Origin of the sequence: Pseudomonas putida, from assembly GCF_001636055.1 — a bacterium.
GTDB lineage: Bacteria > Pseudomonadota > Gammaproteobacteria > Pseudomonadales > Pseudomonadaceae > Aquipseudomonas > Aquipseudomonas machongensis.
In genome coordinates, this window is sequence record NZ_CP011789.1 from 4,957,884 (window position 1) to 4,972,632 (window position 14,749).

12 protein-coding genes and 1 tRNA gene are annotated in these 14,749 nt (G+C 63.0%); 11 read left to right on the forward strand and 2 right to left on the reverse strand.

The genetic code is table 11. The features are described from left to right. Window positions 1-119 precede the first annotated feature (119 nt). The 4 genes from AB688_RS22335 to AB688_RS22350 all read left to right on the forward strand — a co-directional run bounded on the left by AB688_RS22335 (window position 120) and on the right by AB688_RS22350 (window position 5,272). Window positions 120-2,711: a glycosyltransferase gene (locus AB688_RS22335; RefSeq protein WP_054894464.1), complete on the forward strand. Its 2,592-nt coding sequence runs from the start codon at window positions 120-122 to the stop codon at window positions 2,709-2,711. Between the two features lie 200 nt (window positions 2,712-2,911). After that, a complete protein-coding gene (dapE, locus tag AB688_RS22340) occupies window positions 2,912-4,063 on the forward strand; it encodes a succinyl-diaminopimelate desuccinylase (protein WP_063545927.1) in 1,152 nt (383 codons plus the stop codon). Further along, window positions 4,063-4,875, forward strand: a complete 813-nt coding sequence (locus tag AB688_RS22345; RefSeq protein ID WP_054894466.1) for a putative RNA methyltransferase — start codon at window positions 4,063-4,065, stop codon at window positions 4,873-4,875. Before dapE ends, AB688_RS22345 begins: the two co-directional genes overlap by 1 nt. A gap of 19 nt (window positions 4,876-4,894) precedes the next feature. Next, window positions 4,895-5,272, forward strand: coding sequence for a hypothetical protein (locus tag AB688_RS22350; RefSeq protein ID WP_054894467.1), 378 nt, complete (start codon window positions 4,895-4,897; stop codon window positions 5,270-5,272). Between the two features lie 64 nt (window positions 5,273-5,336). Here the strand turns inward: AB688_RS22350 and AB688_RS22355 are convergent, their stop codons facing one another. Beyond that, window positions 5,337-5,546 carry a cold-shock protein gene (locus AB688_RS22355; protein WP_029614930.1) on the reverse strand — a complete coding sequence of 70 codons (210 nt, stop codon included), beginning with the start codon at window positions 5,544-5,546 and terminating at the stop codon, window positions 5,337-5,339. Window positions 5,547-5,777: 231 nt separating this feature from the next. Here AB688_RS22355 and plsB point away from each other — a divergent pair, with 231 nt between their 5' ends. From plsB to nadS, 7 genes are all read left to right on the forward strand, one after another. Continuing rightward, window positions 5,778-8,264 (forward strand): glycerol-3-phosphate 1-O-acyltransferase PlsB, encoded by a 2,487-nt coding sequence (gene plsB, locus AB688_RS22360; protein WP_063545928.1) that lies wholly within the window; start codon window positions 5,778-5,780, stop codon window positions 8,262-8,264. Window positions 8,265-8,458: 194 nt separating this feature from the next. Further along, the gene (locus AB688_RS22365; protein WP_063545929.1) at window positions 8,459-8,857 is read left to right on the forward strand and encodes a YbaY family lipoprotein; all 399 of its coding nucleotides are present in this window, start codon (window positions 8,459-8,461) and stop codon (window positions 8,855-8,857) included. Between the two features lie 33 nt (window positions 8,858-8,890). Further along, window positions 8,891-9,577 carry a DUF4197 domain-containing protein gene (locus tag AB688_RS22370; protein WP_054894470.1) on the forward strand — a complete coding sequence of 229 codons (687 nt, stop codon included), beginning with the start codon at window positions 8,891-8,893 and terminating at the stop codon, window positions 9,575-9,577. Window positions 9,578-10,029: 452 nt separating this feature from the next. Continuing rightward, window positions 10,030-10,911: an alpha/beta fold hydrolase gene (locus tag AB688_RS22375; protein WP_063545930.1), complete on the forward strand. Its 882-nt coding sequence runs from the start codon at window positions 10,030-10,032 to the stop codon at window positions 10,909-10,911. A 111-nt stretch (window positions 10,912-11,022) separates the two neighbouring features. Next, window positions 11,023-11,096, forward strand: a tRNA-Gly gene (locus AB688_RS22380). Window positions 11,097-11,299: 203 nt separating this feature from the next. Then, complete coding sequence (locus AB688_RS22385) at window positions 11,300-13,000, forward strand: SulP family inorganic anion transporter (protein ID WP_063545931.1); 1,701 nt, start codon at window positions 11,300-11,302, stop codon at window positions 12,998-13,000. A gap of 118 nt (window positions 13,001-13,118) precedes the next feature. After that, complete coding sequence (gene nadS / locus AB688_RS22390) at window positions 13,119-13,406, forward strand: NadS family protein (RefSeq protein ID WP_063545932.1); 288 nt, start codon at window positions 13,119-13,121, stop codon at window positions 13,404-13,406. A 266-nt stretch (window positions 13,407-13,672) separates the two neighbouring features. Here nadS and AB688_RS22395 read toward each other — a convergent pair whose 3' ends face one another. Next, window positions 13,673-14,743, reverse strand: a complete 1,071-nt coding sequence (locus tag AB688_RS22395; RefSeq protein ID WP_063545933.1) for a glycerophosphodiester phosphodiesterase family protein — start codon at window positions 14,741-14,743, stop codon at window positions 13,673-13,675. Window positions 14,744-14,749: the final 6 nt, after the last annotated feature.

Consider the following 14,749-nt stretch of genomic DNA (forward strand, 5'->3'; position numbering starts at 1 on the left):
TTAGGAAACAGCCTACCAATCCTGCTTTAATGTCTTATCAAACAAGCAGATCTGGACGACAACAGAGCGGGATCCACGACGCGAGCTTCCCGCTCCCTGCCTCGGAAACTGAATCACCTATGTCATCACGCAAATTCGGTCTCAACCTGGTAGTGGTGCTGGCCATTGCCGCGCTGTTCACCGGCTTCTGGGCGCTGATCAACCGCCCGGTGTCGGCCCCTGCCTGGCCAGAACAGATCTCCGGCTTCTCCTACTCACCCTTCCGTCTCGGTGAAAGCCCGCAAAAGGGCCAGTACCCCAGCGAAGACGAGATGCGCCAGGATCTGGAGCAACTCAGCAAGCTCACCGACAGCATCCGTATCTACACCGTCGAAGGCACCCAGGCGGAGATTCCGCACCTGGCCGAGGAGCTGGGCCTGCGTGTGACCCTGGGCATCTGGATCAGTACGGACCTGGAGCGCAACGAGCGCGAGATCGAAAAAGCCATCGGCCTGGCCAACAGCTCGCGCAGCGTGGTGCGAGTGGTGGTGGGCAACGAAGCACTGTTCCGCGAAGAAATCACGCCAGAGGCGCTGATCAAGTACCTGGACCGAGTGCGCGCCGCAGTCAAAGTCCCCGTTACCACCAGTGAGCAATGGCACATCTGGAAAGAGCATCCGGAACTGGCCAAGCACGTCGACCTCATCGCCGCGCACATCCTGCCTTACTGGGAGTTCGTACCGGTGGGCGACTCGATCCAGTTCGTGCTCGACCGCGCCCGCGACCTCAAGCGCCAGTTCCCGCGCAAACCCTTGCTGCTGTCGGAAGTGGGCTGGCCGAGCAATGGCCGCATGCGCGGCGGCGCCGATGCGACCCAGGCCGACCAGGCGATCTACCTGCGCACCCTGGTCAACACCTTGAACCGCCGCGGCTTCAACTACTTCGTGATCGAAGCCTACGACCAACCCTGGAAAGCCAGCGACGAAGGCTCGGTGGGCGCCTACTGGGGCGTGTTCAACGCCGAACGCCAGCAGAAATTCAACTTCGAAGGGCCGGTGGTTGCCATTCCACAATGGCGAGCCCTGGCCGTGGCTTCGGTGGTGCTGGCGATGATCGCCCTGACCGTGCTGCTGATCGACGGCTCGGCCCTGCGCCAACGCGGACGCACCTTCCTGACCTTCATCACCTTCCTCTGCGGGTCGGTACTGGTGTGGATCGCCTACGACTACAGCCAGCAGTACAGCACCTGGTTCAGCCTGACCGTAGGCTTGCTTCTGGCCCTCGGCGCCATCGGCGTGTTCATCGTCTTGCTCACCGAGGCCCACGAGCTGGCCGAGGCCGTATGGATTCACAAGCGACGACGCGAGTTCCTGCCGGTGCAGGGCGACGCTGCGTACCGGCCCAAGGTCTCGGTGCACGTGCCGTGCTACAACGAGCCACCGGAGATGGTGAAACAGACCCTCGACGCCCTCGCCGCCCTGGACTATCCAGACTACGAAGTACTGGTGATCGACAACAACACCAAGGACCCGGCCGTGTGGGAGCCGCTCAAGGCCCACTGCGAGAAACTCGGCGAGCGCTTCCGCTTCTTCCACGTGGCACCGCTGGCCGGCTTCAAGGGCGGCGCGCTGAACTACCTGATCCCGCACACCGCCAAGGACGCCGAAGTGATCGCGGTGATCGACTCGGACTACTGCGTCGACCGCAACTGGCTCAAGCACATGGTCCCGCACTTCGCCGACCCGAAGATCGCCGTGGTGCAGTCGCCGCAGGACTACCGCGACCAGCACGAGAGCGCCTTCAAGAAGCTGTGCTACAGCGAATACAAGGGCTTCTTCCACATCGGCATGGTCACCCGCAACGACCGTGACGCGATCATCCAGCACGGCACCATGACCATGACCCGCCGCAGCGTGCTCGAAGAGCTGGGCTGGGCCGAATGGTGCATCTGCGAGGATGCCGAGCTGGGCCTGCGAGTGTTCGAGAAGGGGCTGTCGGCTGCCTACGCCCACAACAGCTATGGCAAGGGCCTGATGCCCGATACCTTCATCGACTTCAAGAAACAGCGTTTCCGCTGGGCCTATGGTGCGATCCAGATCATCAAGCATCACGCCGGCGCCCTGCTGCGCGGCAGGAACAGCGAGCTGACCCGTGGCCAGCGCTACCACTTCCTGGCTGGCTGGCTGCCATGGATCGCCGATGGCATGAACATTTTCTTCACCGTCGGCGCACTGTTGTGGTCGGCGGCGATGATCATCGTGCCGCATCGCGTCGATCCACCGCTGATGATCTTTGCCATCCCGCCGCTGGCGCTGTTCTTCTTCAAGGTCGGCAAGATCGTCTTCCTCTACCGCCGTGCGGTGGGGGTCAACATGAAGGACGCCTTCGCCGCCGCCCTGGCCGGCCTGGCGTTGTCGCACACCATCGCCAAGGCGGTGCTGTACGGCTTCTTCACCAGCAGCATGCCGTTCTTCCGCACCCCCAAGAACGCCGACAGCCATGGCGTGCTGGTGGCGATCTCCGAGGCGCGCGAAGAACTGTTCATCATGTTGCTGCTGTGGAGCGCCGCGGCCGGGATCTACCTGGTGCAAGGGTTGCCCAGTTCCGACATGCGCTTCTGGGTAGCAATGCTGCTGGTGCAGTCGCTGCCGTACCTGGCGGCATTGGTGATGGCGTTGCTGTCGTCGCTGCCCAAGCCTGGAGAAAAGGCCGCCGAACCGCAGCAGGCCTGATGCAACGTGGGCTGCTTGGCAGCCCGTTCGCGGGCAAGCCCGCTCCTGCAGGTACCGCACCGGTGCTGTGGACCGTGCATGGGCTGGCAGGGGCGAACCACCGCTGCGACTTGCTGGCGAATGGGCCGTGAAGCCTGAAATCATTTGATATAAGATAACGCCCCCAAGATTTCCCGCCTTGCCTTGCCCCGGAGTCCCCCATGACGGCCCCAGCCGAGCTCTCGCCCACCCTTCAACTGGCCTGCGACCTGATCCGTCGCCCCTCGGTGACGCCGGTCGATGCCGACTGCCAGACCCAGATGATGAACCGCCTGGGTGCCGTCGGCTTCCAGCTCGAGCCGATGCGCTTCGAGGACGTCGACAACTTCTGGGCCACCCATGGCAACCAGGACGGCCCGGTGTTGTGCTTCGCCGGTCACACCGACGTTGTGCCCACCGGCCCCGTGCAGCAATGGCAGCATGAGCCTTTCGACGCCCTGATCGACGCCGACGGCATGCTCTGCGGCCGCGGTGCTGCCGACATGAAAGGCAGCCTGGCCTCGATGGTGATCGCCAGTGAGCGCTTCGTGAACGATTACCCCAATCACCGCGGTAAGGTGGCCTTCCTCATCACCAGCGACGAGGAAGGCCCGGCGCATCACGGCACCAAGGCCGTGGTCGAGTTGCTCAAGGCCCGCAACGAGCGCCTGGACTGGTGCATCGTCGGCGAGCCGTCGAGCACCACGCTGCTCGGGGACGTGGTCAAGAACGGCCGTCGCGGCTCGCTCGGCGCCAAGTTGACCGTGCGCGGCAAGCAGGGCCACGTGGCCTACCCGCACCTGGCCCGCAACCCGATACACCTGGCCGCACCGGCCCTGGCAGAACTTGCCGCCGAGCACTGGGACGAGGGCAATGCCTTCTTCCCGCCGACCAGCTTCCAGATCTCCAACCTCAACTCCGGCACCGGCGCCACCAACGTGGTCCCGGGCGACCTGATCGCGCTGTTCAACTTCCGCTTCTCCACCGAGTCGACCGTCGAAGGCCTGCAGCAGCGGGTCGCGACGATTCTCGACAAGCACCAGCTGGACTGGTCGATCGACTGGGCGCTGTCGGGCCTGCCGTTCCTCACCGAACCGGGTGAGCTGCTCGATGCGGTGTCATCGAGCATCAAGGCCGTCACCGGTCGCGACACCCAGCCGTCCACCAGCGGCGGCACCTCCGATGGCCGCTTCATCGCCACCATGGGCACCCAGGTGGTCGAACTGGGTCCGGTCAACGCCACCATCCACCAGGTGGACGAGCGCATCCTGGCCAGCGACCTGGACCTGCTGACCGAAATCTACTACCAAACCCTGGTGCGGTTGCTCGCCTGATGCTTGCCTGCCCCCTCTGCCAGGCGCCGCTGGCGCAGCTCGACAACGGCGTGGCCTGTCCTGCCGGCCACCGCTTCGACCGCGCCCGCCAAGGCTACCTGAACCTGCTGCCAGTACAGCACAAGAACAGCCGCGACCCGGGCGACAATCAAGCGATGGTCGAGGCCCGCCGCGACTTCCTCGACGCCGGTCACTACGCTCCGGTAGCCGCGCGCCTGGCGCAACTGGCCGCCGAGCGCCAGCCTGCAACGTGGCTCGACATCGGCTGCGGCGAGGGCTATTACACCGCGCAGATCGCCCAGGCGCTGCCAACGGCAGACGGCTATGCGCTGGACATCTCCCGCGAGGCAGTCAAGCGGGCCTGCCGCCGCGCGCCGCAGTTGACCTGGATGGTCGCCAGCATGGCTCGAGTGCCGATGGCGGACGCCAGTTGCAACTTCATCGCCAGTGTCTTCAGCCCGCTCGACTGGGCCGAAGCCAAGCGTCTGCTTGCCCCAGGTGGCGGCCTGATGCGGGTCGGACCGACCAGCGGCCACCTGATGGAGCTGCGCCAGATGCTCTACGATGAAGTGCGCCCCTACGCCGACGACAAGCACCTGGCCTTGGTCCCGGACGGCATGCAGCACGCCCATGAAGAGGTGCTCGAGTTCACCCTGACACTGCGCGAAGGCAAGGCCCGCGCGGACCTGCTGGCGATGACCCCGCACGGCTGGCGCGCCAGCGCCGAGAAACGTGCCAGCGTGATCGAGCAGCCTGAGCCGTTCGACGTCACGGTTTCCATGCGTTATGACTATTTCGTGCGCCAAGACTGAGCACACCCGGAGCCCTGAAATGCGCCAACCCGATATCGAGATCTACCTCAAGGACGCCGACGTCGATCACAAGCAGATCGCCGACTGGCTGACCCAGGCCCTGGGCCCATGCAGCGAATGGAAACAGAAAGGCCAGACCTTCAAGTGCACAGCCGGTAACATTCCGGTCACCTGGTTACCCAAGGCTGTAGGGAAATGGAACAGCCTGTACCTGGAAAGCGATCAGACGCCGTGGGCCGATGACGTCGCTTGCGCCCGCGCCGCCTTCGCTGCGCTCAATGTCGAAGTGCGCTGCGCGCCGGGCAGTTGGGTCGAGGAGGATGGTGAAGAGGATGCCGATCGCTGGATCCGCATCAGCGCCGACGGTGAAGAGGAAATCACCTGGCGCACCAGCTGAAAAAGCTCGCATCAGGCTGCAAGTTCCACGGACAACCTGCAGCTTGAAGCGTGCCGACTACGTGTCAGAGACCGACCACGTCCTCTGCCTGCAGGCCTTTCTGGCCCTGCACCAGGGAGTATTCGACCTGCTGTCCCTCGACCAGGGTACGATGCCCCTCACCGCGGATCGCACGATAGTGGACGAACACATCCGCTCCCCCTTCGCGCTGAATGAAGCCAAAACCCTTGGCATCGTTGAACCACTTCACATTCCCAGTCTCACGAGACGACATCTGAAACACTCCGGATTTTTATTTTGAAGATCGCCTTGCAGGCACAGGGTCTCCTCCCTGTGCCGACACTGCTTGAGGAAATTTCCTGCAAGGTGCGGACCGAGTATATGACAGAGAACAAAAAAATTTGATGACTGGCCCGTGGATGGCCGATTTTTGCTGAACTTATGCAGATACAGCAGCCTAACTTGCTGGTATATCACCTGATACATTTTCCAGGGCAGACACCCCATGACCCGTTCCCCCCTGCGCCGCCTGATCTTCGGCGCCCTGCGTCGCGTGCTCTATCTGTGGGTGCGATCCGAAACCATCAATCAGTCTTCGCTGACGCTCCAGCTCGACCGCAGCCGCCCGGTGTTCTATGCCTTGCCCTCGCCGTCGCTCACTGACCTGGCGGTGGTCGACCGCGAATGCACCAAGGCGGGGCTGCCACGCCCCGTGTTGCCCGTTGCCGTTGGGCCGCTGCACGAACCTGCGGCGTTCTTCTACCTCACCCCAGACCCGGACTGGCTAGGCCGCCAGGACAAACGCGGCGCGCCCCCCACCCTGGAGCGCCTGATCGCAGCCATTGGCGAGCATGCCGAAGAGGATGCGCAAATCATCCCGGTCAGCGTGTTCTGGGGGCAGACCCCGGCCAGCGAATCCAGCCCGTGGAAACTGTTGTTCGCCGACAGCTGGGCAGTCACCGGCCGTCTGCGCCGCCTGCTCAGTGTATTGATCCTCGGCCGCAAGACCCGCGTGCAGTTCTCCGCGCCGATCCACCTGCGTGAACTGGTGCAGCACAACAAGGGCCAGGAGCGTACCGTGCGCATGGCCCAGCGCCTGCTGCGCGTGCATTTTCGCAACCTCAAGACCGCAGTGATCGGGCCGGACATCTCGCACCGACGCAACCTGGTCAAGGGCCTGGTCCATGACCCGCTGGTACGCCAGGCGATCAGCGATGAAGCCGAGCGCGAGAAGATCCCTTACGCCAAGGCCGAGGCCAAGGCGCTGCACTACGGCAACGAGATCGCCTCGGACTACACCTACACCGCGATCCGCTTCCTGGAAGTGGTGCTGAGCTGGTTCTGGAACAAGATCTACGACGGCATCAAGGTCAACCACATCGAACAGGTGCAAGGCATCGCACCGGGCCACGAAGTGATCTACGTGCCGTGTCATCGCAGCCACATCGACTACCTGCTGCTGTCGTACCTGTTGTTCCGCAATGGCCTGACGCCGCCGCACATCGCCGCCGGCATCAACCTCAACATGCCGGTGATCGGCGGCCTGTTGCGCCGCGGTGGTGCGTTCTTCATGCGCCGGACGTTCAAGGGTAACCCGCTGTACACCGCAGTGTTCAACGAGTACCTGCACACCTTGTTCACCAAAGGCTTCCCGGTGGAGTACTTCGTCGAGGGCGGACGCTCGCGCACCGGGCGCATGCTGCAGCCACGCCCGGGCATGCTGGCGATCACCCTGCGCAGCTTCCTGCGTTCCTCGCGCACGCCGATCGTCTTCGTGCCGGTCTATATCGGCTATGAACGCGTACTCGAAGGCCGTACCTACCTGGGAGAGCTGCGTGGTGCGAGCAAGAAGAAAGAGTCGATTTTCGACATCTTCAAGGTCATCGGCGCCCTCAAGCAACGCTTCGGCCAGGTCTATGTCAACTTCGGCGAACCGATCCGCCTGGGCGCGTTCCTGGACCAGCAGCAACCTGGCTGGCGCGAGCAAGACCTTGCCCCGCAGTTCCGCCCGGACTGGCTCAACGACACCACCACACGCCTGGGCCAGACGGTTGCCCAACACCTGAACGGTGCGGCAGCCATCAACCCGGTCAACCTGGTGGCCCTCGCGCTGCTCTCGACCAGCCGCCTGGCGCTCGACGAGCGCGCCCTGATTCGTGTGCTCGACCTCTACCTGGCCCTGCTGCGCCAGGTGCCCTACTCAAGCCACGTGACCCTGCCCGAAGGCGACGGCAAGGCGCTGATCGAACATGTCAGGAGCATGGAGTTGCTGGCCGAACAGAAGGACGCCCTGGGGCGTATCCTCTACCTGGACGAAGCCAATGCGGTGCTGATGACCTATTACCGCAACAACGTCCTGCACATCTTCGCCCTGCCGGCGCTGCTCGCCAGTTTCTTCCTCAGCAGCTCGCGGATGAGTCGCGAACTGGTGGGGCAATATGTCCAGGCGCTTTACCCGTACCTGCAGGCCGAATTGTTCCTGCGCTGGACACCGGAGCAACTCGACGAGGCCATCGACCAATGGCTGAGCGCACTGGTCGAGCAAGGCCTGCTGCGCTTCGAGAACGGCGTGTACCTGCGTCCGGCGCCCAGCTCGCGCCAGTTCGTGCTGCTCACCCTGTTGGCCCGCGCCATCACCCAGACGCTACAGCGTTTCTACATGGCCACTTCGCTGCTGCTCAACAGTGGCCAGCACAGCCTGAACGCCGAAGAACTGGAAGACCTGTGCGTGATGATGGCCCAGCGCCTGTCGATCCTGCATGGGCTCAATGCCCCGGAGTTCTTCGACAAGACCCTGTTCCGCCACTTCATCCAGACCCTGGTGCGTGAAGGCGTGCTGCTGCCGGATGGCAATGGCAAGCTCGGCTACCACGACAAACTCGCCGAGCTGGCCGAAGGCGTCGCCAAGCGGGTGCTGTCGGCGGAGCTGCGCTTGTCGATCCGGCAGGTGGCGCTGCATAGGGACGACACCGGAGAACAGGCTATCGCCTGATCCAGGGTTGGCCTTTTCGCAGGCAACCCCACCCCTGCAAGATTTTGTGGGAGCGGGCTTGCCAGCGAAAAGGCCAGCGCGGCAAATGCTCCGGGCATGGCGCTGAGCACCGGACAGATTTCCTTCCCCACCCGCCATTGCGCTAAAGTCCCAGTGGTCGGCCACAAGCCCACGCCAAGGACTGCGGAGATTCCATGAAAAAACTTCTCACGCTGTGCTGCGCCACCCTGCTCACAGCCTGCTCCAGCCATACCCCGCCCCACCAGGCCAGCCTGGAAGGCGAAGTCTTCTACCTGCAGCGCATCGCCCTGCCGCCTGCCGCCACGCTCAGCGTGAACCTGCAGGATGTCTCGCTGATGGACGCCCCGGCTGTCACCCTGGCCAGCCAGTCAGGTCCGGTCAAAGGCAACGTGCCACTGCCGTTCCAGCTCAGCTACGACCCAGCCAAAGTCCAACCGGGCCATCGCTACGCCGTCAGCGCGCGTATCGAGCTCGATGGCAAGTTGCTGTTCATCAACACCGAACACCACGGCGTCCGACTCGACGGCAGCGACCCGCAACCTGTGCGGATCAAAGTCGATCAGGTGCGCTGATTCCGCTTCATTTCTGCCCATAAGGAAGTCTCCATGATTCGCTCCTCCTTGCGCTTCACTACCCTGTGCGCCGGCTTGCTCCTGTCGGCCAGCGCCCTGGCCCTGTCGCTTGGCGACCTGTCCCAGAGCGACGCCTCCGGCGGCCTCAAGGACGCCCTGACTCAGGGCGCGCAGATTGCCGTCAAGCAGTTGAGCACCCCTGGTGGCTTCAACAACAACCCTGACGTGCGCATCGAACTGCCCGGAAACCTGGGCAAGGCCGCCAAAGCGATGAAGATGTTTGGCAAGGGCGATCAGGTCGATGCCCTGGAAAACAGCATGAACAAGGCTGCCGAGGCTGCCGTGCCACAAGCCCAGGCGATTCTCGTGGATGCGGTGAAAAAGATGACCGTCACCGATGCCAAGGGCATCCTCAGCGGTGGTGAGGATTCGGCCACCCAGTACCTGAACAAGAGCAGCCGCGAGCAGATTCGCGCCAAGTTCCTGCCGATCGTCAAGCAGGCTACCGACAAGGTCGGTCTGGCCCAGCAGTACAACAGCTTCGCCGGCCAGGCCAAGGGGCTGGGCCTGATCAAGGACGACGCCAATATCGAGAACTATGTGACCGAAAAGGCCCTGGATGGGCTGTTCGAAATGATTGCCAAGCAAGAACAGAGTATCCGCCAGAACCCGGCACAGGCCGCGACCAGCCTGGCCAAGAAAGTGTTCGGCGCACTCTGATTCGCCCAACGTCACTGCCTGAACGTGCATCGCGGGCAAACGCCCGCGATGCCACCCCAGCCCACGCCCATGGGCGCCGCCAGAACGACCATCCGGCGGTTTTGCGCAAAAGATCCCCCAGGCGGCACTTGCACGATCCGCGCACGGCTGCTTGAATCCAATTCGTCAGTCTTCATGTGACTCATCGGTCACTCATGGAGTCCAAGACGCCTTTTGCTGGCCACCCAGGGTCTCGATGCCTTGGGGCACGGCAGATCGCCCGCCTACAACAATACCCGTCGACCCGCGCAACCGGGATCGGCACTGGGCCCCCGGTTTCACTTCAAGGCGAATGCCTACCTGTCATATGGAACGTGCACCCTAGGGTTCTGCGCAGCCTTGTCGAGCGATCGATACGACTGAGCAGGCCACTAGATGACGCGAGTGCCCTTTTTGCGCCAGGAGTCGATGACATGAGGCCAGAAATCGCTGTACTTGATATCCAAGGTCAGTACCGGGTTTACACGGAGTTCTATCGCGCGGAAACGGCAGAGAAGACGATCGTCCTGATCAACGGCTCGCTGGCCACCACGGCATCTTTTGCCCAGACGGTGCGCAATCTGTATCCGCAATTCAACGTGGTGCTGTACGACCAGCCCTATGCCGGCAAGTCCAAGCCACACAACCGCCAGGAACGTCTGCTCACGAAAGAGACCGAGGCGCATATCCTGCTGGAGCTGATCGAGCACTTCCGTGCCGATCACGTGATGTCGTTCTCCTGGGGCGGCGCGTGCACCCTGCTGGCACTGGCGCACCAGCCACGCCTGGTGAAGAAGGCGATCGTCAGTTCGTTCTCGCCGGTGATCAACGATCCGATGCGCGACTACCTGGAGCGCGGCTGCCAGTACCTGTCGGCCTGCGATCGCTATCAGGTCGGCAACCTGGTCAACGACACCATCGGCAAGCACCTGCCATCGCTGTTCAAGCGCTTCAACTACCGCCACGTAAGCAGCCTGGACAGCCACGAGTACGCACAGATGCACTTTCACATCAACCAGGTGCTGGATCATGATCTGGAGCGGGCATTGAAGGGCGCGCGCAACATCGATATTCCGGTGCTGTTCATCAACGGCGAACGTGACGAGTACACCACCGTCGAGGATGCCCGGCAGTTCAGCCGCCATGTGGGCAAGAGCCAGTTCAGCGTGATTCGCGATGCCGGTCACTTCCTCGACATGGAACACAAGACCGCCTGCGAGGATACCCGCAATGCCATGCTGGGTTTCCTCAAGCCAGCACGCGAGCTGCGCCAACGTTACACCTACGTGCAGGGGCAGCATGCGTTGGCCATCTGAGCGGCCCGGCGACCTGTGGCCGTCACCCGCCGGTTCAGGTCGTCGACAGGCTTTTTTACCACCCTGGGCTTCTCATGAGGCTTGGGTTCTGGTAAAAAGTCGCGCTGCGAAGCGGGTATAGTTTAGTGGCAAAACGAAAGCTTCCCAAGCTTTAGTTGAGGGTTCGATTCCCTCTACCCGCTCCAGATTCCTCGCCTGAAACCCCTGGTTTCAGCGCCCGTAAAAAGAGCCGTCGGCTCTTTTTTCGTTTCTGCATCTTCCATTGATCTGGCCCATGGCCGCCCCCTTGCCGATCCGCTTGAATGCGCGGCCGGATTTCGCTTGCAAGCGAGACGGCTTCGGGTGCATATCGCCTACTCTACCCAGAGACATTTCCAAGGGACTGCCCATGTTTCTCTCCCGCTGGTTGCCCGGCCTGGCCAACCTCCTGCACTACCGTCGCGAGTGGTTCCACGCCGACCTGCAGGCGGGCCTGTCGGTGGCCGCGATCCAGATCCCGATCGCCATCGCCTACGCGCAGATCGTCGGCCTGCCGCCGCAGTACGGCCTGTATGCCTGCGTACTACCGATGATGGTCTACGCCCTGATCGGCAGCTCGCGGCAATTGATGGTCGGCCCCGACGCCGCCACTTGCGCGATGATCGCCGGGGCTGTGGCGCCCTTGGCAATGGGCGATCCGCAGCGCATCGCCGAATTGTCGGTGATCGTCACGGTACTGGTCGGGGTGATGCTGATCGCGGCAGGCCTGGCCCGCGCCGGGTTCATCGCCAGCTTCTTCTCGCGGCCGATCCTGATCGGCTACCTCAACGGTATCGGCCTGAGCCTGATTGCCGGGCAACTGTCGAAAGTGGTCGGGTTCCGCATCGAGGGCGATGGCTTCGTGCTGAGTCTGATCAATTTCCTCGAGCGCCTGGGTGAGATCCACTGGCTGACCCTGGTCATCGGCCTCGGTGGCCTGGCCCTGCTGATCTGGCTGCCCAGGCGCTATCCGAGGTTGCCTGCGGCACTGGTGACTGTGGCAGTGTTCACCGTGCTAGCAGCCCTGTTCGGTCTCGACCGATTCGGCGTAGCGATCCTGGGCCCAGTGCCTGCGGGCATCCCGGAGCTGGCCTGGCCCCAGAGCAACCTGGCCGAAACCAAGAGCCTGCTGCGCGACGCGCTGGGTATCGCCACGGTCAGCTTCTGCAGCGCCATGCTCACCGCGCGCAGTTTCGCCGCGCGGCATGGCTACGCGATCAATGCCAACCACGAGTTCGTCGCCTTGGGTGTGAGCAACCTGGCCGCTGGCATTTCCCAGGGCTTCGCCATCAGCGGAGCAGACTCGCGCACCGCGGTCAACGACATGGTCGGTGGCAAGAGCCAGTTGGTGGGCATCATCGCCGCGCTGGTGATCGCGCTGATCCTGCTGTTCTTCACCGCTCCCATGGCCTGGATCCCCCAGGCCGCCCTGGGCGCCGTGCTGTTGATGGCTGGCTGGGGTCTGATCGACTTGAAGTCGCTGGGCAAGATCCGGCGCCTGAGCCGCTTCGAGTTCTGGCTGTGCCTGCTGACCACCATCGGCGTGCTTGGCCTGGGCGTGCTGCCAGGCATCGTCTTCGCCGTGACCCTGGCCATCCTGCGTCTGCTCTACACCATCTACCAACCCACCGATGCCGTGCTCGGCTGGGTACCGGGTATCGAAGGCCAGGTCGACGTACGCCAGCATCAGGACGCACGCACGGTACCTGGCCTGGTGGTGTACCGCTTCGATGACGCGATCCTGTTCTTCAACGCCGACTACTTCAAGATGCGTCTGCTCGAAGCCCTGCAGCGCGAGCCCGAGCCCAAGGCTGTGCTGTTCGATGCCGAGGCCGTGACCAGCATCGACGTCAGCGGCATCGCCGCCCTGCGCGAAGTGCGCGACACCTTGCAAGCGCAAGGCGTGCATTTCGCCATCGCCCGCGCCCGCGGCACCTTCCTGCGCATGCTGGTGCGCTCGGGGATGGCGCGGGAGATGGAAGACAAGCTGCTGTTCGGCTCGGTCCGCGCCGGTATCCGCGCCTATCGGGTGTGGCGTAACAGGGAGCGGCGTGAGCAGGGAGCGGAATGACAGAAGCGGATTACATGAGGATCAGAACTCAGCACGGTGCGTAAATTACTTTCAGTCATTCGCGTGGGCACACCGCACCCGCAACGTGCGAGACACCCGTCCTCCATTGGAGCCCGGTATGAACCGTTTCTTCGACGAATTGATGGAAAGCGTCCAACAGATGGATGAGATCATTCACGGCAAATGCCAAGCTTCGCGCCAGTTCGAGGTGAATGCAGTACAAGTGAAGAGCATTCGCGAGGCAACCGGCCTGTCACAGGCCCGGTTCGCCGAAATGATCGATGTGCAGGTCGCCACTTTGCGTAACTGGGAGCAAGGCCGCAGGGAACCCACAGGGCCGGCAAAAGCCCTGTTACGTGCGATTTACAATGATCCTGATCATGTACTCAAGGCGCTTTCCCACTGACACCCATACACGTTCCAAGAGCACTACCCAATGGCGCGCGGCCCTACGCCTGCGTCACGCTCGCCATCCCCTTGCAGATCAGAGTGATCAATCCGCATAGCAAGCAGCCGGGTACTTCACCTGTTCCACCTCATGCACCTTGGCCAGCAAAAAATCGCGCCGTATGAGTGCGGGCTTGTCTCGCGATCACCGGCTAACCCGGTGTCCTCCATCGCGGTTCTTTTCACCGACAAGCCCGCGCCTACAGAGGCTTCGTGCTGCTGCGATCAGTAACCCAGCGCCTTCAACAACTGCGCCTCGGCCGGTACCTGCGCACGCCCATAAAAACGCAGCAGTTCCCCGGCCCGGTTGGTGAAGATACCATCCACCCCCGCCTTCATCGCCTTGTCGAAGTCCACGCGCTCATCGAGGGTGTAGACATGCACCAGCAAGCCACGCTCATGGCTGGCCTGGTTCATCCATGGCTTGATCAGATCGGCATAGCTCTGCTCGCCCAGATTGCTGCGCACCGCCGAAGGCCCCGTACCGATGGCGCCACCGGCCTTGGCCGCATCCAGCCAACGGAGGAATTCCTCACGGTCCTTTGGTTCCTGGCGGGCATAGAACGCGGCCTTGTCCTGTTCAGCGGAATCGGCAAAATCCTTGCCCGACTTCGGCTCGATGCTGTCCTTGCCGATCCACAGCAGCAGGATCTTCGGCACCTGTGGCATCTGCTGGTGCAGCAGCGCCAGGCTGTTGCGATCGAACGTCTGCAGGATCACCCGGCCCGGTTTGTCGAGCCATCCGCGAGCCTCGAGTTTTTCCTTGAGCTGCTTCTCGATGCCCGGAAACTGCTTGGGCACCTTGGTCTCGATGTACAGCCCCGGATGGCGCTCGGGGTTGCCTTCGGCGATATCGATCACTTCGTCCAGCGTCAGGATCTGCAGCTTGCCGAACGATTCACGGGCACGATCCGGATAGGCCTTGTTGAACCAGCTGCCGGCATCGAGCGACTTCAACTCGGCGAGGGTGAAATCGCTGACCGGGCTCTTCGCCCGCTCGGGGAAGCGCTCGGCCACATCGCTGGTACGCGCCAGCACATCGTCATGCACCACCACCAGCACGTTGTCACGGGTGCGCTGCAGGTCGAGCTCCAGGTAGTCGGCGCCCAGTTCACGGGCCAGCAGGTAGGCCGCTCGCGTCGATTCGGGGGCATCGAAGGAGGCGCCGCGGTGGGCGATCACCGCCGGATGGGGAACATGCTGGGCCTTGGCCAGGGAGGGGCCATCGCTGGCGCCGGCGTTCATCGCGCAAAGGAGCAGGGCCAGGCCCATTGCCGGAAGAGCAGGTATACGCATTCATCG

Excerpts from the sequence above, each read along its gene's own strand:
- AB688_RS22335 (WP_054894464.1), top strand. The coding sequence starts at position 120 with ATGTCATCACGCAAATTCGGTCTCAACCTGGTAGTGGTGCTGGCCATT.
- dapE (WP_063545927.1), top strand. The coding sequence starts at position 2,912 with ATGACGGCCCCAGCCGAGCTCTCGCCCACCCTTCAACTGGCCTGCGAC.
- AB688_RS22345 (WP_054894466.1), top strand. The coding sequence starts at position 4,063 with ATGCTTGCCTGCCCCCTCTGCCAGGCGCCGCTGGCGCAGCTCGACAAC.
- AB688_RS22350 (WP_054894467.1), top strand. The coding sequence starts at position 4,895 with ATGCGCCAACCCGATATCGAGATCTACCTCAAGGACGCCGACGTCGAT.
- AB688_RS22355 (WP_029614930.1), bottom strand. The coding sequence starts at position 5,546 with ATGTCGTCTCGTGAGACTGGGAATGTGAAGTGGTTCAACGATGCCAAG.
- plsB (WP_063545928.1), top strand. The coding sequence starts at position 5,778 with ATGACCCGTTCCCCCCTGCGCCGCCTGATCTTCGGCGCCCTGCGTCGC.
- AB688_RS22365 (WP_063545929.1), top strand. The coding sequence starts at position 8,459 with ATGAAAAAACTTCTCACGCTGTGCTGCGCCACCCTGCTCACAGCCTGC.
- AB688_RS22370 (WP_054894470.1), top strand. The coding sequence starts at position 8,891 with ATGATTCGCTCCTCCTTGCGCTTCACTACCCTGTGCGCCGGCTTGCTC.
- AB688_RS22375 (WP_063545930.1), top strand. The coding sequence starts at position 10,030 with ATGAGGCCAGAAATCGCTGTACTTGATATCCAAGGTCAGTACCGGGTT.
- AB688_RS22385 (WP_063545931.1), top strand. The coding sequence starts at position 11,300 with ATGTTTCTCTCCCGCTGGTTGCCCGGCCTGGCCAACCTCCTGCACTAC.
- nadS (WP_063545932.1), top strand. The coding sequence starts at position 13,119 with ATGAACCGTTTCTTCGACGAATTGATGGAAAGCGTCCAACAGATGGAT.
- AB688_RS22395 (WP_063545933.1), bottom strand. The coding sequence starts at position 14,743 with ATGCGTATACCTGCTCTTCCGGCAATGGGCCTGGCCCTGCTCCTTTGC.